The sequence below is a fragment of the Enterobacter sp. 5-4 genome (genome assembly GCF_000612205.1).
In the GTDB taxonomy this organism is placed as follows: Bacteria; Pseudomonadota; Gammaproteobacteria; order Enterobacterales; family Enterobacteriaceae; genus Enterobacter; species Enterobacter roggenkampii.
The window spans coordinates 12,833-35,967 of sequence record NZ_JFHW01000025.1; the positions used below are offsets into that span (position 1 = coordinate 12,833).

The following is a 23,135-nucleotide window of genomic DNA, read 5'->3' on the forward strand; positions in this document are numbered from 1 at the left end:
CCGGGCGATAAACATCCTAATAACCTATCAGGCTGACTCCGCCAGAGCAATATCCTCGCGCGTCTCGATGCGTTCCTTGCCGTGATAAATACGGGCATGCTGAAGACCGACAAACAGGCGCTCTCCCCGATGCGGCGGGACGTCGTCGCGCATGACCACGGTCAGCGGCTCGGTGTACCAGCCCAGCGGCTGAACCACCAGTTGGGTGTAATGCCCTTTAGGGCTCGCTTCCAGCACCTGTACCGGCAGCGGTGAGTCCAGGCTGGTTCGACGGCTCACGTCCACCTCCCATGGGCGCAGGAACAGATCGACCGGCCCCTGATGCGCGGAGGTATAGCCCAGCGGCCAGCGGTGCGCGCCAACGTGGAACTGACCGCCGCGAATGGTGCCCTGCAGGCGGTTCACCTCGCCCATAAACTCCAGCACGAAGCGGGTCGCCGGTTCACGCCAGAGCTGCTCCGGCTCGTCAACCTGCTCAATGTTGCCCTGACTCATGACCACCACGCGATCCGCGACTTCCATCGCCTCTTCCTGGTCGTGGGTCACGAAGACGCTGGTGAATTTCAGCTCTTCATGAAGCTGACGCAGCCAGCGGCGCAGCTCTTTACGCACCTGCGCATCCAGCGCGCCGAAGGGTTCGTCCAGCAGCAGAATTTGCGGCTCAACGGCCAGCGCGCGCGCCAGCGCCACGCGCTGTTTCTGCCCGCCGGACAGCTGGGCCGGGAAACGGTCCGCCAGATGCGCCAGCTGCACCATCTCCAGCAGTTTGGTCACTTTCGCCTTAATGGTTGCCGCATCCGGGCGCTCACGACGCGGCAGCACGGTCAGGCCAAACGCAATGTTGTCGAACACGGTCATGTGGCGGAACAGCGCGTAATGCTGAAACACAAAGCCCACCTTACGATCGCGGGCGTGCAGGCGGCTCACGTCGGTGCCGTGGAAGCGGATGTGTCCGCTGGTCTGGTGCTCAAGCCCGGCGATAATGCGCAGCAGCGTGGTTTTGCCCGAGCCAGACGGCCCCAGCAGCGCCACCATTTGTCCGGAAGAGATATCCAGCGAGATATCATTCAGCACCTGGGTGCGACCAAAAGACTTCTTAATATTGGCAATCTCAATGCTCATGATTTCCCTCCTGATGCTGACGTTTTTCCTGATTTTCTAAACGCCACTGCACCACACTCTTCAAAAACAGGGTCAAAATCGCCATCAGCGTCAGCAACGCTGCGGCAGTAAAGGCGCCGATGGTGTTGTAGTCCTGCTGCAGGAGTTCAATCTGCAGCGGCAGCGACAGGGTTTCACCCCGAATGGAGCCAGAGACGACGGAAACGGCACCGAACTCGCCAATCGCGCGGGCATTGGTCAGCACCACGCCATAAAGCAGCGCCCAGCGGATGTTCGGCAGCGTCACGCGGCGGAACATCTGCCAGCCCGAAGCCCCGAGCAGCACCGCCGCTTCGTCTTCGTTGCTGCCCTGGCTTAACATCACCGGCACCAGCTCGCGCACCACAAACGGACAGGTCACGAAGATGGTGACCAGCACCATGCCCGGCCAGGCGAACATGATCTGCAGGTTATGTGCATCCAGCCAGCCGCCCAGCGGGCCGTTGGAGCCGTAAAAGAGCAGATACACCAGACCCGCCACCACCGGCGACACGGCAAACGGAATATCCAGCAGGGTCAGCAGCAGCTGACGTCCCGGGAAATTAAAGCGCGTCACCAGCCACGCCAGCAGGGTACCGAACACCAGGTTCACCGGAACGGTGATCAGGGCAATCAGCACGGTCAGCCAGATGGCGTGCAGCATATCCGGGTTCGCCAGGTTTTCCAGCGCGGGCATCAGGCCCTTGCTGAACGCCTGAACGAAGATATAAATCGTCGGCACGACGAGAATGAGGGCGGAAACCAGCACGCCCGCCCCAATCAGAAACCATTTACCCCAGTTGATGCGGGGCGCATCGTATCGCTTCAATTGCGTAACTTCCGCCATCAGTGACCTACCACACGTCGACCAAAGCGACTTTGCAGAGTGTTAATCGAGTACAGCAGCAGCAGCGATGCCGCGAGGATCACCGAAGCGATCGCGCTCGCCGCCGGATAATCAAACTCCTGCAGGCGAATGAAAATCATCAGCGAGGTCACTTCCGTTTTCCAGGCGATGTTCCCGGCGATAAAAATCACCGCACCGAACTCGCCGAGGCTGCGGGTAAACGACAGCGCGACGCCCGCCATCAGCGCCGGAGACAGCTCCGGCAGCACCACTTTGCGGAAGCTCTGCCAGCGCGTGGCGCCCAGCGTTTCCGCCGCTTCTTCGTATTCCGGACCTAACTCTTCCAGCACCGGCTGCACGGTACGCACCACAAACGGGATGCTGGTAAAGGCCATCGCCACCGCGATACCAAGCCAGGTGTAGGTCACCTTGATGTCAAATTTCGCCAGCCACTCGCCGTACAGCCCGTTCACGGAGAAGAGCGACGCGAGGGTTAAGCCCGCGACCGCCGTCGGCAGCGCAAACGGCAGATCCATCAGGGCGTCAAGCAGCGTGCGGCCCGGGAAGCGATAGCGGGTCAAAATCCACGCCATCAGCAGGCCAAACACGCCGTTAAAAATGGAGGCGACAAACGCCGACAGCAGCGTCACCTTATAGGCCGCCACCACCTGCGGGTTGGTGATCACGTCCCAGTACTGCGCCCAGCTCATCTGCGCAAGCTGCATCACCAGCGCGCTGAGCGGCAACAGCAGAATCAGGCAGACGAACAGCAGGCTGGTCCCGAGGCTTAAGGTAAAGCCCGGCAGCACGCGTTTGGTCGAGACTGCAAACATTACTTATGCCCCGCCGCCAGCAGTTTGTCTAACTCACCGCCGCTGGCAAAATGCGTTTTCATCACGTCTGGCCAGGAGCCGAAATGGTCTTCCACGCGGAACAGCGCGGTCTGCGGGAACTTATCTTTCAGCTTGTTCATCACGTCCGGGTTGTTCACGCGGTAGTAGTAATCGGTAATGATGGTCTGCGCCTGAGGGCTGTACAGGTAATTGAGATAGGCTTTTGCCGCTTTCTCGGTACCGTTCGCCTGCACGTTTTTATCCACCCATGCGACCGGGAACTCGGCCAGAATGTTGGTTTTCGGGATAACCACCTCAAAGCCCTGCGCTTCATACTGCTTGCGGATGTTGTTCACTTCCGATTCAAAGCTGATCAGCACATCGCCCAGGCCGCGCTCTGCGAAGGTCGTGGTCGCCCCGCGGCCGCCGGTATCAAACACTTCGACGTTTTTCAGGAACTGGGTCATGAACTGCTCGGTTTTGGCTTTATCGTTGCCGTCAGCCTTGTCCGCCGCGCCCCACGCCGCTAAATAGGTGTAACGCGCGTTACCGGAGGTTTTTGGGTTCGGGAAGATCAGCTTCACGTCGGAACGCACCAGGTCGCTCCAGTCGTGGATATTCTTCGGATTACCCTTGCGCACCAGGAAACCCATGGTGGAGTAGAACGGCGAGCTGTTGTTCGGCAGACGGCTCTGCCAGTCCGCCGGGATGAGCTTGCCTTTGTCGTGCAGGATCTGCACGTCAGTCACCTGGTTGTAGGTCACGACGTCCGCTTTCAGTCCCTGAAGAATGGCCAGCGCCTGCTTTGATGAACCGGCGTGAGACTGCTTGATGGTCAGCTTGTCGCCGTTATTGTCTTTCGCCCACTGCTGTTCGAACGGGGGGTTAAGGGCGGCAAACAGCTCGCGGGAGACGTCATACGAACTGTTCAACAGTTCAGTCGCCTGCGCCTGTGCCACCAGCAGTAAACCTGCCAGCGCCAGAGTTCCTTTTTTCAGTACAGTAACGGCCATTGCGCACCCTTATAAATGTGATGACTATCTTATAGTCATAATATTTATAACGGTGATGAAAGCAGTAACGGTTTTATATACCGTTTGGTGATTTAGAAGCAGAAAAGGGAATAAGGAGCGGAGAAAATTGCCGGGTGGCGCTAACGCTTACCCGGCCTACGTATGGAAAGCGGTTTATAGCGCCAGCAGACGCTCGACGGACGGCGCGAAGTAGTAGCCGCCGGTGACCGGTTTGGTGAAGCGCAGCATGGCGTCGCGCTTGCCGTCGGTATCGCCGAACATGCTCAGCAGCTGCTGTTCAATGTTATGCAGGCGCGCGCAGTAGGCGCAGAAGTAGAGGCCGTGCGTACCGCTTGCTGTACCGTACGGCAGACTCTGGCGGACAATCTTCAGCCCTTTGCCGTCTTCTTTTAGGTCAACACGGGTCAGGTGTGAGGTGACCGGACGCTCATCGCCGTCGATCTCTTCGTTAGCTTCTTTGGTGCGGCCAATCATCATCTCCTGGTCGTGCACGCTCATGCGGTTAAGCTGCTTGAGGTTATGCTCCCAGCGCTGCACGAACACGTAGCTGCCGCCCGCGTCCACGCCGTCTTTGATTACCGCGACTTCACGACGCGTCTCTTCACCCGCCGGGTTTTCCGTTCCGTCGACGAAGCCGCTCAGATCGCGCTCTTCGACCCAGCGGAAACCGTGAACCTCTTCCTGCACCTCGATGCTGTCGCCAAAGGCCGCCACCGCCGCCTGCGCAACCGAGAAGTTCACGTCGTGACGCAGAGAAAGGATGTGGATCAGCACGTCGTACTGGGTCGCAGGTGCAAGGCCTTTGCCGTAAGGAATGAAGTCCTTCAGCTCTTCTGCCCCTTCACCGCCGCTCAGCTGACGCCAGACGTTATTGCCAAACGCAACAACGGCGCCGAGGTGGGCTTCCGGGAATTTGGCCTGGAAGGTCGCCAGTTTATCAATAAACGCTTTGCTGGCCGCACGCAGGGCATCCACGTCCCCTTTGACATTGGCTTCAATCCAAATCGCCGCGCGGCAATGTTCTGGCAAAATGCCACTCTGAACCTGAGACATCGCTCCTCCTGAAATAAAGATGCCACGTCAGCGTGGCATTGATGGCGGCTATTATACCCGGATTTCAGCGAGGCGGTTTGTTCAGACGCAAATTACTCCTTCCAGAGTATTTTGCTCACCTTCCAGCTCTTCAGGGTGTCGTCAGACGGCATCAGCCCTTCCGGGCCGCTCCAGGTGCCGGTAAAAACATAGCTGATGTGCTGGCTGCCTTCCGCCTTACACTCCACCGCCACTTCATCGTCGGATGGCACGCTGGTGCAGTTGCCAAAGGCCTGCTTATAAAGATCGCTAAACGGCGTTCCGACCTTCACGCCGCTGGCGGTCGGAATATCTTCATCCATCACCGCGATCCGGTTTACCGTGCCTTTGTCACCGTTGATCGCCAGCGCCAGCTTGTCGCCCTTCAGCGCCTCGTAATAGCGAACAATATTGCCATTCTCTGTTTTCATGCCGCTGCGCAGGCGGTAGTCACTGCTGAGCGCATCCTGAATAGCTTTCTGATCCAGCGCCGTCGCGGCGGTAATTTTCCCCACGCCCTGCTCGGTCACTTCCGTTGATGAGCCAAACCAGTTCCACGGATACGCGGCAGACCAGTTAATGGAGGAGAGCGTCGAACAGCCGGTCAATGCCAGCGGAAGAGCGCATAAGAGTAAACGCAGCGATTTCATTGAAACGTCCTTACGTGTTAAATCAACGCTTGTTGGAGTGCGACATCGGCAAAAAGTGCCGGATTAATCATCCTGAGGCACAAAACAGGCGCGAAGACGTGGGTTGGTCAGCAGCCACATCAGCGCCACGATATCGGCAACCACCAGCGCAACGCCGATGCCCGTCAGCGGTTCACCGTACCACCAGAGTACCGGCTGCCAGAAGAGCAGCGCAATTTGGGCAAGGATCAGCAGCCCGCGAAGCGCGCGCCACAAGCGCGGGATTACGTGCCGCCGACCGCTGCACAAGAAAGCCACCACCGCCGGTACGCCCGGCAGCAAGCCGAGCCAGAAGGCATCGTGATCGGGATAGAAGAGCGTCAGCAGCGTGTCGCCCTGCCCGCGCGACGCGGCGGCCATCACAAACAGCACCCAGGTGCGGGCCTGAAGCAGCAGAACGCACCAGAATAAAAAGGGCAGCCTGACGCGACCCTGCGCGTCATAATCTGCCGGATGGATCTCAGTACTCTTCATCTTCGATGAGACGCTTTCCTAAATTCAGCACGTCAGCGTGTACGTAGCCCAGGCGTTCATACATGCCCAGCACCACGTCGTTATCTTCCCGCACCATGATCTGGATTTTCGGACAGCCGCGGGCGATCAGCTTCTTCTCGAGCCGGTTGAGCAGCGCATTGGCAATACCGCGACCACGGTATTCCGGATGAACGCCCAGATAATAGGCCGAGCCGCGATGGCCGTCATAACCGCCCATCACCGTCCCCACAACCTCGCCATTGACTTCCGCAACCAGAAACAGACTGACGTCGTGATTCACCTTACGTTCGATATCCATTTCCGGATCGTTCCACGGACGCAGCAGATCGCAGCGCTCCCAAAGGGTGATCACCTCTTCGAAATCTTCCTGGCGAAAAACGCGTATCTCCATGGTATTAACCGCCTTTTCGGGTTTAAAAACAGTGATTATGGCGCGAACCACGCCTTTAGCCAATAACCGGGGAAAATCTCGCCAAAATTTGGCATAATGTCACTTTGTCACGTATTGAAATGAAAAGTAAAACAATTCTCAATAAGGACTGTCGTAACGCTAAACGCGATACGATATAACACCAGGACCCCATTTTTTAGTATTCAGGCCGCATGAGCACATTCAAACCATTAAAAGCACTCACATCGCGTCGTCAGGTTCTCAAAGCGGGGCTGGCGGCCTTAACGTTAACGGGCATCGCAAAGCAGGCTCAGGCAAAAGACGAGAGCACGCTTAAAACCAGTAACGGACACAGCAAACCGAAAACCAAAAAGCCGGGCGCAAAGCGCCTGGTGATGCTCGACCCGGGCCACGGCGGTATTGATACCGGCGCCATCGGCAAAAACGGGTCGAAAGAAAAACACGTCGTGCTGGCGATTGCAAAAAATGTGCGGGCGATTTTACGCAGCAACGGCATTGACGCGCGTCTGACGCGCTCTGGCGACACCTTTATTCCGCTGTACGATCGCGTAGAGATCGCCCACCAGCACGGGGCGGATCTGTTTATGTCGATTCACGCGGACGGCTTTACCAACCCGTCTGCCGCCGGTGCCTCGGTGTTTGCGCTGTCCAACCGCGGCGCCAGTAGCGCCATGGCAAAATACCTCTCCGACCGCGAAAACCGGGCGGATGAAGTCGCCGGGAAAAAAGCCACCGACAAAGACCACCTGCTACAGCAGGTGCTGTTCGACCTCGTGCAGACGGATACGATCAAAAACAGCCTGACGCTCGGCTCGCACATCCTGAAGAAGATTAAGCCAGTGCATCGCCTGCACAGCAGGAGCACCGAACAGGCGGCGTTTGTGGTGTTGAAATCACCGTCTATCCCGTCCGTGCTGGTGGAAACCTCGTTCATTACCAACCCGGAAGAGGAGCGACTCCTCGGCACTACGGCGTTTCGTCAGAAGATCGCCAACGCCATCGCCTCCGGCATTATCAGTTACTTCAACTGGTTTGATAACCAAAAAGCGCACTCCAGGAAACGCTGATGAAACCCAATGCTCAACTGGTCAAAACCTTCCTGCTGCAGTTACAGGATGAGATTTGCCAGAAACTGGCCGCCGCTGACGGCGGAGAATTTCAGGAAGACAACTGGCAGCGCGAAGCCGGCGGCGGCGGGCGTAGCCGCGTGCTGCGTAACGGCGGCATCTTCGAACAGGCGGGCGTGAATTTTTCCCACGTTCATGGCGACGCGATGCCCGCGTCTGCAACGGCACATCGTCCCGAGCTTGCGGGCCGCAGCTTCGAAGCGATGGGCGTTTCGCTGGTGGTGCATCCGCACAATCCGTTTGTGCCGACCAGCCATGCCAACGTGCGCTTTTTCATTGCGGAAAAAGCGGGGGCCGATCCGGTCTGGTGGTTTGGCGGCGGTTTCGACATGACGCCCTACTACGGCTTCGAAGAGGATGCCGTGCACTGGCACACCACCGCGCGGGATCTTTGCCTGCCGTTTGGCGAAGACATTTACCCGAAATTTAAAAAGTGGTGCGATGACTACTTTTACCTGAAGCACCGCGACGAGCAGCGCGGCATCGGCGGGCTGTTCTTTGACGATCTCAACACGCCTGATTTTGATACCGCATTCAGCTTTATGCGCGCGGTGGGCGAAGGCTATACCGACGCGTACCTGCCCATCGTCGAACGCCGTAAAGACACCAGCTATGGCGTACGCGAGCGCGAGTTCCAGCTCTACCGTCGCGGGCGCTACGTGGAGTTCAACCTGGTATGGGATCGCGGGACGCTGTTTGGCCTGCAGACCGGCGGGCGCACGGAGTCGATTCTGATGTCGATGCCGCCGCTGGTGCGCTGGGAGTACTGCTACGAGCCAAAAGAAGGCAGCCCGGAGGCTGCCTTGAGTGAGTTCCTTAAAGTACGCGACTGGGTTTAACTGCCGGATGGCGCTGCGCTTATCCGGCCTGCTCAACCCGTAGGTCGGGTAAGCGAACGCGCTACCCGACTCACAACGCTTACAGCGGTTGCGTCTGCGCCTCAACCACCGCCAGCGCCACCATATTCACGATACGGCGCACGGAGGCAATCGGCGTTAACACATGCACCGGCTTCGCCACGCCCATCAGCACCGGTCCTACGGTCACCCCTTCAGAGCTGGAGACGCGCAGCAGGTTGTAGCTGATACGCGCCGCTTCCACATTCGGCATAATCAGGATGTTTGCCGATCCCTTCAGCGGGCTGTCAGGCATACGTTCGTTGCGGATGCTCTCTACCAGCGCGGCATCACCGTGCATTTCCCCGTCAATCATCAGCTCCGGCGCGCGCTCGCGCACCAGCGCCAGCGTCTCACGCATTTTGCACGCCGCCGCTGATTTGGACGAACCGAAGTTAGAGTGCGACAGCAGCGCCACCTTCGGCTCGATACCGAAGCGGCGCACGGTCTCAGCGGCCATCACGGTGATCTCCGCCAGCTCGTCCGGGCTCGGATCGTCGTTAACATAGGTGTCAGCGATAAAGGTGTTCCCGCTCGGCAGCAGCAGGGCGTTCATCGCCCCGGCGGTATGGACGCCGTCGCGATAGCCGAAGATCTCCTGCACCACGCTAAAGTGCTCGTGGTAGTCGCCGATGGTGCCGCAGATCAGCGCATCCGCCTCGCCGCGATGGACCATGATCGCGCCGATCACCGTCGTGTTGCTGATGACGGCTTTCTGCGCCTGTTCCTGAGTGATCCCCCGGCGCTTCATGATCGCGTAGTATTCGCTCCAGTACTCTTTGAAGCGCGGATCGGATTCGTTGTTGACGATCTCGAAGTCGACGCCCGGCTTAATCTGCAGGCCCAGCTTCTGGATACGCATTTCAATCACGCTCGGACGACCAATCAGGATCGGTTTCGCCAGGCCTAAGGTGATCAGCTCCTGGGTGGCGTGCAGCACGCGCGCCTCTTCCCCTTCCGCCAGCACCACGCGCTTCGCGTCGGCGCGCGCCTGAGAGAAGATCGGCTTCATGAACAGGTTGGTTTTATAGACAAACTCGGTGAGCTTATCGACGTAAGCGTCGAAGTCTTCAATCGGACGCGTCGCCACGCCGGAATCCATCGCCGCTTTTGCCACCGCAGGGGCAATTTTGACAATCAGACGCGGGTCGAACGGTTTTGGAATGATGTAGTCCGGGCCAAAGCTCAGATCCTGATCGCCATAGGCTGAGGCAACCACTTCACTCTGCTCGGCGTGGGCCAGCTCCGCAATGGCGTGAACGGCGGCCAGCTTCATCTCTTCGTTGATCGCCGTCGCGCCGACGTCCAGCGCGCCGCGGAAGATGAACGGGAAGCAGAGCACGTTGTTCACCTGGTTCGGGTAGTCGGAACGCCCGGTGCAGATAATGGCGTCTTCACGCACCGCTTTCGCCAGCGGCGGCAGAATTTCCGGCTCAGGGTTCGCCAGGGCCAGGATCATCGGCGCGCGCGCCATCTTCTTCACCATCTCCTGGGTCAGCACTTTCGGACCCGAGCAGCCGAGGAAGATATCCGCACCGTCAATCACGTCCTCAAGCGTGCGCTTGCCGTCGTCTTCTACCGCATACGCCGCTTTGGTTTCCGCCATGTTCGGCTCGCGATCTTTGTAAATCACGCCCTTGGAGTCGCAGACCACAATGTTGTGTTTCTGCATACCCAGCGCCACCAGCAGGTTCATACAGGCGATGGCCGCGGCGCCAGCGCCGGAGACCACCATGCGCACATCGGAGAGATTTTTCTCTACCACGCGCAGGCCGTTGAGAATGGCGGCGGTGCTGATAATGGCCGTTCCGTGCTGGTCGTCATGGAACACGGGAATGTTCATACGCTCGCGCAGCTTCTGCTCGATATAGAAACATTCCGGCGCTTTGATGTCTTCCAGGTTGATCCCGCCGAAGGTCGGTTCCAGCGCGGCCACCACGTTGATGAATTTGTCAGGATCGAGCTCGTCCACCTCGATATCAAACACGTCGATACCGGCGAATTTCTTGAACAGCACCCCCTTGCCTTCCATCACCGGCTTACCGGCCAGCGCGCCGATGTTACCGAGCCCCAGTACCGCCGTGCCGTTAGAGATCACGGCAACAAGGTTGCCGCGCGCGGTGTATTTATAGGCCGCCAGCGGATCTTTTTCGATCTCCAGACACGGGGCCGCCACGCCCGGCGAGTAGGCCAGCGCCAGATCGCGCTGGGTCGCCAGCGGCTTGGTTGGGGAGACCTGAATTTTGCCCGGGACAGGGAACTCGTGAAAATCGAGGGCACTCTGTTTCAACTGCTCATCCATCTTATTTTTCCTTTCACGTATCGGTCAAAAGGGTGACGAAAACGATCCGGTTGCACACCCTGGTGTGCCGCCTAGTATCGCCTCAGGCCGCCTCCTAAACTTTGAAGGCTGCCAAACTCTCACCATCACACATTAAAAATTGTTATCAATTTATAACAGCCATGTTACCCGTCTCAAAAGCAATGCCTCCCCCGTCTGCTATGCTTTTTTGTTAAGTCCATCATGATTTTCTCAGAAGTGTGAACTAACGCACTCAGCTAACGCTTTTATTTCCAAGGAGTAATCATTTATGAACCAGCTAGACGGCATCAAACAATTCACCACGGTGGTGGCAGACAGCGGCGATATCGAGTCGATTCGCCACTATCAGCCGGAGGATGCGACCACCAACCCTTCGCTACTGCTCAAGGCAGCCGGGCTTACCCATTTTAGTCATCTGATTGATGACGCCATTGCCTACGGAAAACAGCGCGGGAAGACGCAGGAACAGCAGGTCGCCGAAGCCAGCGACAAGCTGGCAGTTAATTTTGGTGCGGAAATTCTTAAAAGCATTCCGGGACGCGTCTCGACCGAAGTTGACGCACGCCTCTCGTTCGATAAAGAAAAGAGCATCAACAAGGCTCGCCGCCTGGTGGAACTCTACCAGGAGCAGGGGATCGATAAATCACGCATTCTGATCAAGCTGGCGTCGACCTGGGAAGGCATCCGCGCGGCAGAGGTGCTGGAAAAAGAGGGAATTCACTGCAACCTGACGCTGCTGTTCTCCTTTGCCCAGGCGCGCGCCTGTGCCGAAGCGGGCGTGTTCCTGGTGTCACCGTTTGTTGGCCGCATCTACGACTGGTACCAGGCGAAACAGCCGATGGATCCGTACGTGGTGGATGAGGACCCGGGCGTGAAATCGGTTCGCAATATCTACGACTACTACAAGCAGCATCGCTACGAAACCATCGTGATGGGGGCCAGCTTCCGCCGTACCGAGCAGATCCTCGCCCTGGCGGGCTGCGACCGCCTGACCATCTCCCCTAACCTGCTCCAGGAGCTACAGGATAAAGAAGAGACGGTCATCCGCAAGCTGATCCCCACCTCTACCGTTCTGCCAAAACCGAAAACCATGACCGAAGCCGAATTCCGCTGGGAGCACAATCAGGACGCCATGGCCGTGGAAAAACTGGCGGAAGGTATCCGCCTGTTCGCTGTCGACCAGCGCAAACTTGAAGATCTTCTCGCTGCCAAACTTTAACCTTGCCACGGAGTGAACTATGTCCCGTAAAGAGCTCGCCAATGCCATCCGCGCCCTCAGCATGGATGCCGTGCAGAAAGCCAATTCTGGCCATCCCGGCGCACCGATGGGCATGGCCGATATTGCCGAAGTGCTGTGGAACGACTTCCTGAAGCACAACCCTAACGATCCCACCTGGTACGATCGTGACCGCTTTATTCTCTCCAACGGCCACGCCTCGATGCTGCTCTACAGCCTGCTGCACCTGTCCGGTTACGATCTGCCGCTTGAGGAGCTAAAAAACTTCCGCCAGCTGCACTCCAAAACCCCGGGGCACCCGGAGATTGGCTATACGCCGGGCGTGGAAACCACCACCGGGCCGCTCGGTCAGGGGCTGGCAAATGCGGTCGGGCTGGCGATTGCCGAGCGTACGCTGGCGGCACAGTTCAACCAGCCGGACCACGAGATTGTCGATCACTACACCTACGTGTTTATGGGTGACGGCTGCCTGATGGAGGGGATTTCCCATGAGGTCTGCTCCCTGGCGGGCACCCTGGGGCTCGGCAAGCTGATTGGCTTCTACGATCACAACGGCATCTCCATCGACGGGGAAACCGAGGGCTGGTTCACCGACGACACGGCAAAACGCTTCGAGGCCTATCACTGGCACGTGGTGCACGAGATCGACGGCCACGATCCTGAGGCGGTGAAAAAAGCGATTCAGGAAGCGCAGAGCGTGAAGGACAAACCGTCCCTGATTATCTGCCGCACGGTTATCGGCTTCGGCTCGCCGAACAAGGCGGGCAAAGAAGAGGCGCACGGCGCGGCGCTGGGTGACGAAGAAGTGGCGCTGACCCGGCAGAAGCTGGGCTGGAAATACCCGCCGTTTGAAATCCCGAAAGAGATCTACCGGGCGTGGGATGCCCGTGAAGACGGTGAGAAAGCCCAGCAGGCCTGGAACGAGAAATTCGCCGCCTACAAAAAAGCGTACCCGGAGCTGGCCGCCGAGTTTTCCCGGCGCATGAGCGGCGGTCTGCCGGAGGACTGGGACGATAAAACCCAGGCGCTGATTGAAAACCTGCAGTCCAACCCGGCAAAAATCGCCACCCGTAAGGCGTCGCAAAACACCCTGAATGCGATTGGCCCTCTCCTTCCTGAGCTGCTGGGCGGCTCGGCGGACCTGGCACCGAGTAACCTGACCATCTGGTCGGGCTCGAAATCGCTGAAGGAGGATATTGCCGGGAACTATATCCACTACGGCGTGCGCGAGTTCGGGATGACCGCGATCGCCAACGGCATCGCCCACCACGGCGGCTTCGTGCCCTACACCGCCACCTTCCTGATGTTCGTCGAGTACGCCCGTAACGCGGCGCGCATGGCAGCGCTGATGAAGGCGCGGCAGATTATGGTCTATACCCACGACTCCATCGGTCTGGGAGAAGACGGCCCCACCCACCAGGCGGTTGAACAGCTGGCGAGCCTGCGTTTAACACCCAACTTCAGCACCTGGCGTCCCTGCGATCAGGTCGAAGCGGCGGTGGGCTGGAAGCTGGCGGTAGAACGCCATAACGGCCCGACGGCGCTGATTCTGTCACGCCAGAACCTGACGCAGATTGAGCGCACGCCGGAGCAGGTGAAAAACATTGCCCGCGGCGGCTATATCCTGAAAGACAGCGGCGGCAAGCCGGACGTGATCCTGATTGCGACCGGTTCCGAGGTGGAAATCACGGTGAAAGCGGCGGAAAAACTGACCGCCGAAGGCCACGCGGTGCGCGTGGTGTCCCTGCCCTCAACGGATATCTTTGACGCCCAGGACGAGGCGTACCGGGAATCGGTGCTGCCCTCTAACGTCGCGGCGCGCGTGGCGGTGGAGGCCGGTATTGCCGACTACTGGTACAAGTATGTCGGGCTCAAAGGGGCGATTGTTGGGATGCGGGGCTACGGTGAGTCCGCCCCTGCCGACAAGCTGTTCCCGTACTTTGGCTTTACCGTTGAGAACGTGGTAGAGAAGGCGCTGAGCGTGATTTAGTGCGGTCTGCGTTGCCGGGTGGCGGCTACGCCTTACCCGGCCTACAAAACCACCAAACCGTAGGCCGGGTAAGCGACAGCGCCACCCGGCAAAAAGCTACCGCGTGATCCACAGCGTGGGCCAGGCGTCTGGCCCATTCCAGTTATCGCAGCTCGGCTCTTCGGCATAACGCACCAGGCGGAAACGCTGGCCGTCAAACCGCCAGCGCGTCTGGATCCCACAATCCCCCATACCGCGCCCCAGCGAGAGCGTGGTCAGCTCACGCGTCTTTTCATCAAAGCTGGCGTTCATCAACTCGATTTCGCTGCTGTCGCTTGACGGCGTAAACGGCAGACGCAGCCTCACGCTGCGGGCAGAGAACGGTTTTTTACGTGACACCAGCCACGCCAGATCGACCGTGTTATAGGCCCCCGCCTCGCAGCTGACGATCAGCAGCGCTTTGTCATCGGTTAACGCGGTGACGCGCACTTCGCGACGGTTAGGATCCAGCGAGCACTGGCTGCTGTTCATCCTGCCGGTACCATAATCCAGCAGATCGTTCAGTTCAGCGTGGGAAAGCGGTGTTGGGGTAGGATTAACGATCGCCACCTTTTTCAGGGCAGGTGCGGGCGGCACGCTTAACGGCGGATCGTCACCTTTCTTGATCCACGCGGTTTCGCTGCCAACGCGCTTTTGCTGGGCATCAATGAACAGCAGCGCGGCTTTCAGACCGGCCAGTGAAATCACCTGCTTACCGCCTCGCAGAGTCAGGGCTTTTCCTTCCTGGATGTTTTTCAGAAAGGCGGTGATGGTGGCCGCATCGTCCGTTTTCAGATGCCAGGGGGTGAGCTGCCAGCGCTGTTTGTCGAGCTTCAGGGGAACATTATCCAGCAGCAGCCGCGGGGCAATATCCGGCTCTTTCACGGAGGGAGTATCAAGACCGCCGAGATCGATACGCAGCGTGGCATCCGTTTTCGCCCCGGCGCTCCGGGTGAGCGTCATGACCAGACCGCGGTGTTCGCCCGTGTTGCGGGCAAGGCAAAAGTTCTGGTTATTGCAGGTCACCTGCCAGTCAGAGAAGGCTTGCTGCGCGGGTGCAGCCCGCACCTGCGGCGCGAGGAGCACACAAAACAGGGAAAATAAAAAGACGCTGTAGCGCATGAATGACACAATCCCGGAACGAAAACGCATAACAGGGCAGTATCTTCGTGTTCCCGCCGGGGTTGCTCAATCGGATTTATCAGATATACCTGAAAAACAGGCTATATCCGTTCGAAAGGGGTATTCATCAGCCCGGTTGTCTGTAAATACTGCAGCAATATCACCGCTTTACCATCCCTGATTTCGCCTGAACGCACCATCTCCAGCGCTCGGGCAAAAGGAAGCTCCAGCACGTCGATATCTTCATCCTCTACGCCACCGCCCCGGTGCGTGCGCTGTGCGTCGCTGTATTCAGCAATGAAGAAATGGACAATTTCCGTCACACCGCCCGGGGACATGTACAGCTCGAAGACCTTTTTGACCTCGCCCACTTCAAAGCCGGTCTCTTCGACGGCCTCTTTGCGGATGCAGACTTCCGGCTCATCGTCATCGAGCAGGCCCGCGCAGGTTTCAATCAGACGTCCGTCAGGATTGCCATTGACCCATGTTGCCACCCTGAACTGACGGATCAGCACCACGCTCTGCTTTTCACGGTTATAGAGCAGAATGGTTGCTCCGTTACCACGGTCATAGACCTCGCGCTTGTGGCGGATCACTTCACCGTTGTTACGTGTAAGATCATAGGTGATGTTACGCAGGACAAAGTAGTTTTCAGAGAGAATTTTGTCTTTGATAACGTCAATTTTCAGGGTCATACGGGCTCCACGGCACAATGAGTCGTCCTATACTACGCCGTGAATCCCGCTTTGTCGTCCGCCGGATTAATGATGTTGTGGTACATCCACTCCCAGCCAGTCGAGTATCCCCTGCGCGGCATGACGCCCTTCCGCCATCGCGGTGACGACCAGATCCGCGCCGCGTACCGCATCGCCCCCGGCGAAGATCTGCGGGTTGGTTGTTTGATAACGGTAGCGGCTCTCGACCGAGGCCACGATCCGCCCCCAGTCATCCGTTTCGACACCCTGCGCCTGCAGCCACGGCATCGCGTGCGGATTAAAGCCAAACGCCATGATGACTGCATCCGCGGCCATCACAAACTCGCTGCCCGCCACCGGAACGGGCCGACGACGCCCCTGCGCATCCGGCTCACCGAGCGCGGTACGCAGCATCCGGATACCGTTGACCTTACCGTTCGGATCCAGCGTCAGCTCAACCGGCTGGACGTTAAACTCAAATGACGCCCCCTCTTCTCTGGCGTTCTGCACCTCTTTCTTCGAGCCCGGCATGTTGGCCTCATCCCGACGATAGGCGCAGGTGACCGTCGCCGCGCCGTGACGTAACGCCGTGCGGACGCAGTCCATCGCGGTATCGCCTCCGCCCAGCACCACCACGTTCAGGCCACGGGTGTCGATGAACGGCTCGCTGGCCGTCGCCTCCAGCCCCATAACATGCCGCGTGTTGCCCACCAGGAAAGGCAGCGCGTCGTAGACCCCTGGCGCATCCTCGTTCGGGATACCCGCCTTCATCGAACGATAGGTACCCACGCCAATAAACAGGGCGTCGTAATCGCTCTTGAGCTGCGACATCGACACGTCCTGGCCCACCTCGCAGTTCAGCTCGAAGCGGATCCCCATCGCGGTAAAGATCTCTCTGCGCCGGGCGAGCAGCGATTTATCGAGCTTAAATGCCGGGATGCCAAAGGTCAGCAAACCGCCGATCTCCGGATGCCGGTCATAGACCGTCACGCTCACGCCGCGGCGCGCCAGCACGTCGGCGCACGCCAGCCCGGCGGGCCCCGCGCCGACAATCGCGACACGTTTACCTGACGGCGTGACGGCGGACATATCCGGCCGCCAGCCCATCGCCAGCGCCCGATCGGAGATGTAGCGCTCGATGTTGCCGATCGTCACGGCCCCCGCCGCGTCACGAAGCGTGCAGGCTCCCTCGCATAACCGGTCCTGCGGGCAGACGCGACCGGTAATTTCAGGTAAACAGTTGGTCTGATGAGAAAGCTCGGCCGCGCCGGTGATATCCCCCGCGTTGAGGCGCTCAATCCACTGCGGGATGTGGTTGTGCAGCGGGCAGGTCCATTCGCAAATGCTGTGCTCTCCGCACTTCAGGCAGCGCGACACCTCGCGGGCGGCCTGTTCGGCCCGGAACGGCAGGTAAATTTCGTTAAAATGGCCCACGCGCTCTGCGCCAGCCAGCTTGTCGGGCTCGCCGCGGGGCAGGGTCGTTTGCATCTGCTGCAGTTTAGTACGCGGCGCGTCCACGCTGACGGCCTCGGCACCATGCCAGGGCTGCGCCTCCAGGCAGGCCGTGCGCTGTCGGCGCGATTTCGCCAGGTTTTCCAGCGCGGCAGGCGTCGCCAGGGTGAGGACATCCGCCGGGCAATTTTCGATACAGGCCGGGCCGTGTGGACGCGTCAGACAGAGATCGCATTTATTCGCCGAGGCCTTCACGCTGCCATTGTCGAGCGGAGTGACGATAATCTCCATCGTGCCAAACGGGCAGGCCACCGCGCAGGCCTTACAGCCGATGCATTTTTGTTGATTCACCTGTACGCTGTCATCGCATTTGCTGATGGCGCCGTTCGGGCAGCTTTGCGCGCAGGGTGCATTTTCGCAATGATGACAGGTCACGGGGTGGCTCTTCTCGCCGGATCTCAGGACCGTGATACGGGGATGAAAATGGCGCTCGCTCAGGGCATGCTGCTCACCGTTGTGCGCCATCACGCAGGCGACTTCGCAGGCGCGACACCCAATGCACTGCTGGCTGTTAGCCATAATAAAACGATTCATAACCACACCTGTTTTTGGTTCAATAACCTTTCTCTTTATAAGAGTATGGTATTTACGCATCACGGTGCGTTCGGGCAATGTTCAAATGCCTGAAGCGCCCAATTATTTCCAGTGAACCTGTGGCAGATCAATTTTATTCAGAGAGCCGTTCAGTGACCGTTAAACGACCCGTTTCCGGAAGCCTTGCCTGGGCTTTCTTTTCGATCATTGCCCTATCCGTACTCAGCAGCACCGTCGCGTTGCTGACGCTGGCCAGCAGCCAGCGCGATGCCGAAGCCATCAACATCGCTGGCTCACTGCGCATGCAGAGCTATCGTCTGGGCTACGAGATGCAGCGCAACAGCCCGTCCCTTTCGGCACATCGCGAGAGCTGGCAACAGACGCTCGGTGCGCCTGCCCTGCAGAAGCTGAACCGCTGGTACGTCCCGGACAATGTGAAAGCACGCTATCAGCAGCTGCATGTGGCCTGGCAGGAGATGGATGCGCATATCGCCCGCGGCGACAGCGCGTGGTACCAACGCAATATTGAGGATTTTGTCGGCTGCATTGATGCCTTTGTGCTCGCCCTCCAGCACTACACCGAACATAAAATTCAAACGGTCACCCTGCTCTCGCTGGCTGGCGCACTCGGGATCCTGCTGCTGACGCTGTTTACCCTGCGACGCATCCGTCGCCAGGTGGTGCTTCCGCTGAATAACCTGGTGGCGGCCAGCGAACGCATTGAGCGCGGCGAGTTTGCCACCCCTGCGCCGGACAGTGCCCTGCCGAACGAGCTGGGGCAGCTTTCGCGCGCCTTTAACCACATGTCGGCCGAGCTCGATACGCTCTACCGTTCGCTCGAGGCCTCGGTTGCGGAAAAGACGCGGCACCTGCACGAAGCCCACCAGCAGCTCGACATGCTGTTCAAGTGCTCGCAGGCGCTCAATACCGGCCAGATAGACAGCCACTGTTTCCGGCATATCCTGCAGATTGTCCATGACTATACGCAGATGAATTATCTGGAACTGCGCACCAGCGACGACTGGCGGCTATGCGAAGGGACGGAGGCTGAGGGTATCCCTCTGCAAAACCTGCCGGTACTGATGCAGGACACGCTCTACGGCGAGCTGCGCTGGCAAAGCGAGGCGGACAGCGTCCCCCTTCCGCTGATGAGAAGCGTGGCGACCATGCTCGGGCGCGGGCTGTACTTTAACCAGGCGCAAAAGCATTACCAGCAGCTGCTGCTGATGGAAGAGCGCGCCACCATTGCCCGAGAGCTGCACGATTCGCTGGCGCAGGTGCTGTCGTATCTGCGCATTCAGCTTGCTCTGCTCAAACGCGCCGTGCCGGAAGAAAATACCCAAGCGCAGGCCATTATCACCGACTTCTCCCGCGAGCTGAACAACGCCTGGCAGCAGCTTCGCGAGCTGCTGACCACCTTCCGCCTGACGCTGAACCATGCGAATTTACCCGCGGCGCTGCAGGAGTCCCTCGATGGGCTGCAGAGCCAGACGCAGGCGAAACTGCATCTCGACTGCCGCCTCTCCTCGCTGGCGCTGGACGCGCAAAAGCAGGTGCATTTGCTGCAGATCGTTCGTGAAGCCGTGCTGAACGCCATTAAGCACGCGCAGGCGAGCGAAATCACCGTCAGCTGCGTGACTGCAGCGGACGGTACACACAGCGTCAGCATTCGCGACAACGGCATCGGGATTGGCGAAGCCAGCGAGCCGCCGGGACATTACGGGCTGAACATCATGCGCGAACGCGCGCAGCGGCTTGGAGGAGTGCTGCACTTTTCACAGCCGCAAAACGGCGGCACGCTGGTCAGCGTGACGTTTCCGGCGCCCACTCCGTTAACGGGTAAATAACGGTAAAGAGGGAAGCGCAGGGAAAAGCGCATGATAATTTACACTATCTCCTTTATTTCTCCACGTTTGACCTGGGCCTTACCGCTAAAGTTATGCGGGCAATAAACAATAATGACGTGCAGCAAAACGAGGTCACACTTTCATGGCGAATTTTTTCATCGATCGCCCCATTTTTGCCTGGGTGCTTGCCATCCTGTTGTGTCTGACAGGCGTCCTGGCGATTACTTCACTTCCCGTTGAGCAATACCCCGACCTGGCACCGCCGAACGTGCGCGTCACCGCAAACTACCCCGGCGCGTCCGCACAGACGCTGGAAAATACCGTGACGCAGGTTATCGAGCAGAACATGACGGGTCTGGATAACCTGATGTACATGTCCTCGCAAAGCAGCGCCACGGGACAGGCGACGGTCACCCTGAGCTTTAAGGCGGGCACCGACCCGGACGAAGCGGTGCAGCAGGTCCAAAACCAGCTGCAGTCGGCCATGCGCAAGCTGCCCCAGGCGGTGCAAAACCAGGGCGTGACCGTGCGTAAAACCGGCGATACCAACATATTGACCATCGCGTTTGTCTCGACAGATGGCTCGATGGATAAACAGGACATCGCGGACTACGTCGCCAGTAATATTCAGGATCCCATCAGCCGGATTAACGGCGTCGGGGATATCGACGCCTACGGCTCACAATACTCCATGCGTATCTGGCTCGATCCCAATAAGCTGAACAGCTACCAGATGACGGCAACCGACGTGACGGATGCTATCAAAGCCCAGAACGCCCAGATTGCCGTAGGGCAACTGGGGGGAACGCCTTCCGTTGATAAGCAAGCCCTGAACGCCACCATTAATTCGCAATCCCTGCTGCAGACGCCGGACCAGTTCCGCAATATCACCCTGCGCGTGAATCAGGACGGGTCGGAAGTGCGTCTCGGCGATGTCGCCACGGTGGAAATGGGGGCGGAGAAATACGACTACCTGAGCCGCTTTAACGGCAATCAGGCCTCCGGTCTGGGGATTAAACTGGCCTCCGGCGCGAACGAAATGGCGACGGCAAAACTGGTGTTAGACCGTCTGGACGAGCTGTCGCAGTATTTCCCGCACGGGCTGGAGTACAAAGTCGCCTATGAAACCACCTCCTTCGTAAAAGCCTCCATTGAAGACGTGGTGAAGACTCTGCTCGAAGCCATCGCGCTGGTGTTCCTGGTCATGTACCTGTTCCTGCAAAACTTCCGCGCGACGCTGATCCCCACCATTGCCGTCCCCGTGGTGCTGCTGGGGACCTTTGCGGTGCTCTACGCCTTCGGGTACAGCATTAATACCCTGACGATGTTTGCGATGGTGCTGGCAATCGGCCTTCTGGTGGATGATGCCATCGTGGTGGTTGAAAACGTCGAGCGCATCATGAGCGAAGAAGGGCTCTCTCCGCGCCAGGCGACGCGCAAGTCCATGGGGCAAATTCAGGGGGCGCTGGTCGGGATTGCGATGGTGCTGTCGGCCGTCTTTATCCCGATGGCCTTCTTTGGCGGCACCACCGGGGCGATTTACCGCCAGTTCTCGATCACCATCGTCTCGGCGATGGTGCTCTCCGTGCTGGTCGCGCTGATCCTCACCCCCGCGCTGTGCGCCACCATTCTGAAACCGCTGCACAAAGGAGAGCATCACGGGCAGAAAGGGTTCTTCGGCTGGTTTAACCGCATGTTCAACCGCAACGCCGCGCGGTATGAATCTGCCGTTGGTCGCGTACTGCACCGCAGCCTGCGCTGGATGATGATTTACGTTGTGCTGCTGGGCGGCATGGTCTGGCTGTTCCTGCACCTGCCCACCTCGTTCCTGCCGATGGAAGACCGGGGGATGTTCACCACCTCGGTGCAGCTTCCGAGCGGCGCAACGCAGCAGCAGACGCTGAAAGTGGTCCAGAAAGTGGAACAGTACTTCTTTACCAAAGAGAAAGACAACGTTGTCTCGGTCTTCTCCACCGTCGGCTCCGGCCCGGGCGGAAACGGACAGAACGTCGCCCGCATGTTTGTCCGCCTGAAGGACTGGGACGAGCGCGATACCCGAACGGGCACCTCGTTTGCCATCATTGAACGTGCGACAAAAGCCTTTGCGCACATCAAAGAGGCGCGCGTCTTTGCCAGCAGTCCGCCGGCGATAAGCGGGCTGGGCAGTTCCGCCGGGTTCGATATGGAGCTGCAGGATCACGCCGGTGCGGGCCACACGGCGCTGATGGCGGCACGCGATAAGCTGTTAGCGCTGGCAGGCAACGATCCCGGCCTGACCCGCGTTCGCCATAACGGCCTCGACGACAGCCCGCAGCTTCAGGTGGATATCGATCAGCGTAAGGCGCAGGCGCTGGGCGTCTCGATCAACGATATCAACGACACCCTGCAAACGGCGTGGGGGTCGAGCTATGTGAATGACTTTATGGATCGCGGCCGCGTGAAAAAAGTGTATGTCCAGTCCGCCGCGCCGTTCCGCATGCTGCCGGATGATATTAACCGCTGGTTTGTCAGAAATAATGCTGGCGGCATGGTGCCGTTCTCCGCCTTTGCCAGTTCGCACTGGGAGAGCGGATCGCCACGCCTGGAACGCTATAACGGCTATTCTGCGGTTGAAATCGTCGGAGAAGCCGCGCCGGGCGTCAGCACCGGTACCGCCATGGACACCATGGAAAAACTGGTGCAACAGCTGCCCGCCGGTTTTGGTCTCGAGTGGACGGCCATGTCTTACCAGGAGCGTCTCTCAGGGGCGCAGGCCCCGGCCCTTTACGCACTCTCGCTGCTGGTGGTCTTCCTCTGCCTTGCCGCCCTGTATGAGAGCTGGTCGGTCCCGTTCTCGGTCATGCTGGTCGTGCCCCTTGGGGTTATCGGTGCGCTGCTCGCGACCTGGATGCGCGGCCTGGAGAACGATGTTTACTTCCAGGTGGGCCTGCTCACCGTCATTGGGCTATCGGCGAAAAACGCCATTCTGATCGTTGAGTTTGCCAACGAGATGAATGCCAAAGGCCACGAGCTGATGGCCGCCACGCTGCACGCTTGCCGTCAGCGCCTGCGTCCAATCCTGATGACGTCACTGGCGTTTATTTTTGGTGTACTTCCGATGGCGACCAGCACTGGCGCAGGTTCCAGCAGCCAGCATGCCGTCGGCACGGGGGTGATGGGCGGCATGATTTCGGCCACCGTTCTGGCCATTTACTTCGTTCCGCTGTTCTTTGTGCTGGTGCGTCGCCGCTTCCCGCTAAAGGAACGTCCTGAGTAAGTGGTTGAAATAAAAAAAGGCGGCTTTATCGGCCGCCTTTTTACTGTGTGATTAATT

At 58.9% G+C, this 23,135-nt stretch carries 18 protein-coding genes; 6 read left to right on the forward strand and 12 right to left on the reverse strand.

Annotated features, from left to right (window positions below; translation table 11 throughout):
• Positions 1-27: 27 nt before the first annotated feature.
• The 8 genes from cysA to AA74_RS0116070 all read right to left on the reverse strand — a co-directional run bounded on the left by cysA (position 28) and on the right by AA74_RS0116070 (position 6,500).
• Positions 28-1,122 (reverse strand): sulfate/thiosulfate ABC transporter ATP-binding protein CysA, encoded by a 1,095-nt coding sequence (gene cysA, locus AA74_RS0116035; protein WP_023294248.1) that lies wholly within the window; start codon positions 1,120-1,122, stop codon positions 28-30.
• Positions 1,112-1,987: a sulfate/thiosulfate ABC transporter permease CysW gene (cysW, locus tag AA74_RS0116040; protein WP_008501608.1), complete on the reverse strand. Its 876-nt coding sequence runs from the start codon at positions 1,985-1,987 to the stop codon at positions 1,112-1,114. The genes cysA and cysW overlap by 11 nt, the downstream gene beginning before the upstream one ends.
• Positions 1,987-2,820: a sulfate/thiosulfate ABC transporter permease CysT gene (cysT, locus tag AA74_RS0116045; protein WP_008501609.1), complete on the reverse strand. Its 834-nt coding sequence runs from the start codon at positions 2,818-2,820 to the stop codon at positions 1,987-1,989. The genes cysW and cysT overlap by 1 nt, the downstream gene beginning before the upstream one ends.
• The gene (locus AA74_RS0116050; RefSeq protein WP_023344640.1) at positions 2,820-3,833 is read right to left on the reverse strand and encodes a sulfate ABC transporter substrate-binding protein; all 1,014 of its coding nucleotides are present in this window, start codon (positions 3,831-3,833) and stop codon (positions 2,820-2,822) included. The genes cysT and AA74_RS0116050 overlap by 1 nt, the downstream gene beginning before the upstream one ends.
• A 174-nt stretch (positions 3,834-4,007) precedes the next feature.
• Positions 4,008-4,907, reverse strand: a complete 900-nt coding sequence (locus AA74_RS0116055; protein WP_025912777.1) for a Dyp-type peroxidase — start codon at positions 4,905-4,907, stop codon at positions 4,008-4,010.
• A 92-nt stretch (positions 4,908-4,999) separates the two neighbouring features.
• Positions 5,000-5,575 (reverse strand): RpoE-regulated lipoprotein, encoded by a 576-nt coding sequence (locus AA74_RS0116060; RefSeq protein WP_025912778.1) that lies wholly within the window; start codon positions 5,573-5,575, stop codon positions 5,000-5,002.
• Between the two features lie 63 nt (positions 5,576-5,638).
• Positions 5,639-6,088, reverse strand: a complete 450-nt coding sequence (locus AA74_RS0116065; protein WP_025912779.1) for a DUF2919 domain-containing protein — start codon at positions 6,086-6,088, stop codon at positions 5,639-5,641.
• A complete protein-coding gene (locus AA74_RS0116070; protein ID WP_008501614.1) occupies positions 6,075-6,500 on the reverse strand; it encodes a GNAT family acetyltransferase in 426 nt (141 codons plus the stop codon). The genes AA74_RS0116065 and AA74_RS0116070 overlap by 14 nt, the downstream gene beginning before the upstream one ends.
• Before the next feature lie 212 nt (positions 6,501-6,712).
• Here AA74_RS0116070 and amiA point away from each other — a divergent pair, with 212 nt between their 5' ends.
• Positions 6,713-7,588 carry an N-acetylmuramoyl-L-alanine amidase AmiA gene (gene amiA, locus AA74_RS0116075; RefSeq protein WP_008501615.1) on the forward strand — a complete coding sequence of 292 codons (876 nt, stop codon included), beginning with the start codon at positions 6,713-6,715 and terminating at the stop codon, positions 7,586-7,588.
• Positions 7,588-8,487 carry an oxygen-dependent coproporphyrinogen oxidase gene (gene hemF / locus AA74_RS0116080; RefSeq protein WP_023344644.1) on the forward strand — a complete coding sequence of 300 codons (900 nt, stop codon included), beginning with the start codon at positions 7,588-7,590 and terminating at the stop codon, positions 8,485-8,487. Before amiA ends, hemF begins: the two co-directional genes overlap by 1 nt.
• Before the next feature lie 79 nt (positions 8,488-8,566).
• Here hemF and maeB read toward each other — a convergent pair whose 3' ends face one another.
• Positions 8,567-10,846: an NADP-dependent oxaloacetate-decarboxylating malate dehydrogenase gene (gene maeB, locus AA74_RS0116085; protein WP_008501617.1), complete on the reverse strand. Its 2,280-nt coding sequence runs from the start codon at positions 10,844-10,846 to the stop codon at positions 8,567-8,569.
• Positions 10,847-11,135: 289 nt separating this feature from the next.
• On the opposite strand from maeB, the gene tal reads away from it, so the two are divergent.
• Both tal and tkt read left to right on the forward strand, forming a co-directional pair.
• Positions 11,136-12,086, forward strand: coding sequence for a transaldolase (tal, locus tag AA74_RS0116090; RefSeq protein WP_025912780.1), 951 nt, complete (start codon positions 11,136-11,138; stop codon positions 12,084-12,086).
• Positions 12,087-12,105: 19 nt separating this feature from the next.
• Complete coding sequence (gene tkt / locus AA74_RS0116095; RefSeq protein ID WP_008501619.1) at positions 12,106-14,094, forward strand: transketolase; 1,989 nt, start codon at positions 12,106-12,108, stop codon at positions 14,092-14,094.
• A 96-nt stretch (positions 14,095-14,190) separates the two neighbouring features.
• On the opposite strand, the gene AA74_RS0116100 is transcribed toward tkt, so the two are convergent.
• The 3 genes from AA74_RS0116100 to aegA form a co-directional block, all read right to left on the reverse strand.
• Positions 14,191-15,234 (reverse strand): DUF1176 domain-containing protein, encoded by a 1,044-nt coding sequence (locus AA74_RS0116100; RefSeq protein ID WP_008501620.1) that lies wholly within the window; start codon positions 15,232-15,234, stop codon positions 14,191-14,193.
• 101 nt (positions 15,235-15,335) lie between these two features.
• The gene (gene nudK, locus AA74_RS0116105) at positions 15,336-15,929 is read right to left on the reverse strand and encodes a GDP-mannose pyrophosphatase NudK (RefSeq protein WP_025912781.1); all 594 of its coding nucleotides are present in this window, start codon (positions 15,927-15,929) and stop codon (positions 15,336-15,338) included.
• Positions 15,930-15,995: 66 nt separating this feature from the next.
• Entirely contained in the window at positions 15,996-17,975 is a 1,980-nt protein-coding gene (aegA, locus tag AA74_RS0116110) for a formate-dependent uric acid utilization protein AegA (protein ID WP_025912782.1), read from the reverse strand.
• A 152-nt stretch (positions 17,976-18,127) separates the two neighbouring features.
• Here aegA and narQ point away from each other — a divergent pair, with 152 nt between their 5' ends.
• Complete coding sequence (gene narQ / locus AA74_RS0116115) at positions 18,128-19,822, forward strand: nitrate/nitrite two-component system sensor histidine kinase NarQ (RefSeq protein WP_025912783.1); 1,695 nt, start codon at positions 18,128-18,130, stop codon at positions 19,820-19,822.
• A gap of 142 nt (positions 19,823-19,964) precedes the next feature.
• Positions 19,965-23,078, forward strand: a complete 3,114-nt coding sequence (acrD, locus tag AA74_RS0116120) for a multidrug efflux RND transporter permease AcrD (RefSeq protein WP_025912784.1) — start codon at positions 19,965-19,967, stop codon at positions 23,076-23,078.
• Positions 23,079-23,135 lie beyond the last annotated feature (57 nt).

What these genes read in the sequence shown, in the direction of transcription:
- cysA (WP_023294248.1), bottom strand. Translation starts at nt 1,122, where the DNA reads ATGAGCATTGAGATTGCCAATATTAAGAAGTCTTTTGGTCGCACCCAG.
- cysW (WP_008501608.1), bottom strand. Translation starts at nt 1,987, where the DNA reads ATGGCGGAAGTTACGCAATTGAAGCGATACGATGCGCCCCGCATCAAC.
- cysT (WP_008501609.1), bottom strand. Translation starts at nt 2,820, where the DNA reads ATGTTTGCAGTCTCGACCAAACGCGTGCTGCCGGGCTTTACCTTAAGC.
- AA74_RS0116050 (WP_023344640.1), bottom strand. Translation starts at nt 3,833, where the DNA reads ATGGCCGTTACTGTACTGAAAAAAGGAACTCTGGCGCTGGCAGGTTTA.
- AA74_RS0116055 (WP_025912777.1), bottom strand. Translation starts at nt 4,907, where the DNA reads ATGTCTCAGGTTCAGAGTGGCATTTTGCCAGAACATTGCCGCGCGGCG.
- AA74_RS0116060 (WP_025912778.1), bottom strand. Translation starts at nt 5,575, where the DNA reads ATGAAATCGCTGCGTTTACTCTTATGCGCTCTTCCGCTGGCATTGACC.
- AA74_RS0116065 (WP_025912779.1), bottom strand. Translation starts at nt 6,088, where the DNA reads ATGAAGAGTACTGAGATCCATCCGGCAGATTATGACGCGCAGGGTCGC.
- AA74_RS0116070 (WP_008501614.1), bottom strand. Translation starts at nt 6,500, where the DNA reads ATGGAGATACGCGTTTTTCGCCAGGAAGATTTCGAAGAGGTGATCACC.
- amiA (WP_008501615.1), top strand. Translation starts at nt 6,713, where the DNA reads ATGAGCACATTCAAACCATTAAAAGCACTCACATCGCGTCGTCAGGTT.
- hemF (WP_023344644.1), top strand. Translation starts at nt 7,588, where the DNA reads ATGAAACCCAATGCTCAACTGGTCAAAACCTTCCTGCTGCAGTTACAG.
- maeB (WP_008501617.1), bottom strand. Translation starts at nt 10,846, where the DNA reads ATGGATGAGCAGTTGAAACAGAGTGCCCTCGATTTTCACGAGTTCCCT.
- tal (WP_025912780.1), top strand. Translation starts at nt 11,136, where the DNA reads ATGAACCAGCTAGACGGCATCAAACAATTCACCACGGTGGTGGCAGAC.
- tkt (WP_008501619.1), top strand. Translation starts at nt 12,106, where the DNA reads ATGTCCCGTAAAGAGCTCGCCAATGCCATCCGCGCCCTCAGCATGGAT.
- AA74_RS0116100 (WP_008501620.1), bottom strand. Translation starts at nt 15,234, where the DNA reads ATGCGCTACAGCGTCTTTTTATTTTCCCTGTTTTGTGTGCTCCTCGCG.
- nudK (WP_025912781.1), bottom strand. Translation starts at nt 15,929, where the DNA reads ATGACCCTGAAAATTGACGTTATCAAAGACAAAATTCTCTCTGAAAAC.
- aegA (WP_025912782.1), bottom strand. Translation starts at nt 17,975, where the DNA reads ATGAATCGTTTTATTATGGCTAACAGCCAGCAGTGCATTGGGTGTCGC.
- acrD (WP_025912784.1), top strand. Translation starts at nt 19,965, where the DNA reads ATGGCGAATTTTTTCATCGATCGCCCCATTTTTGCCTGGGTGCTTGCC.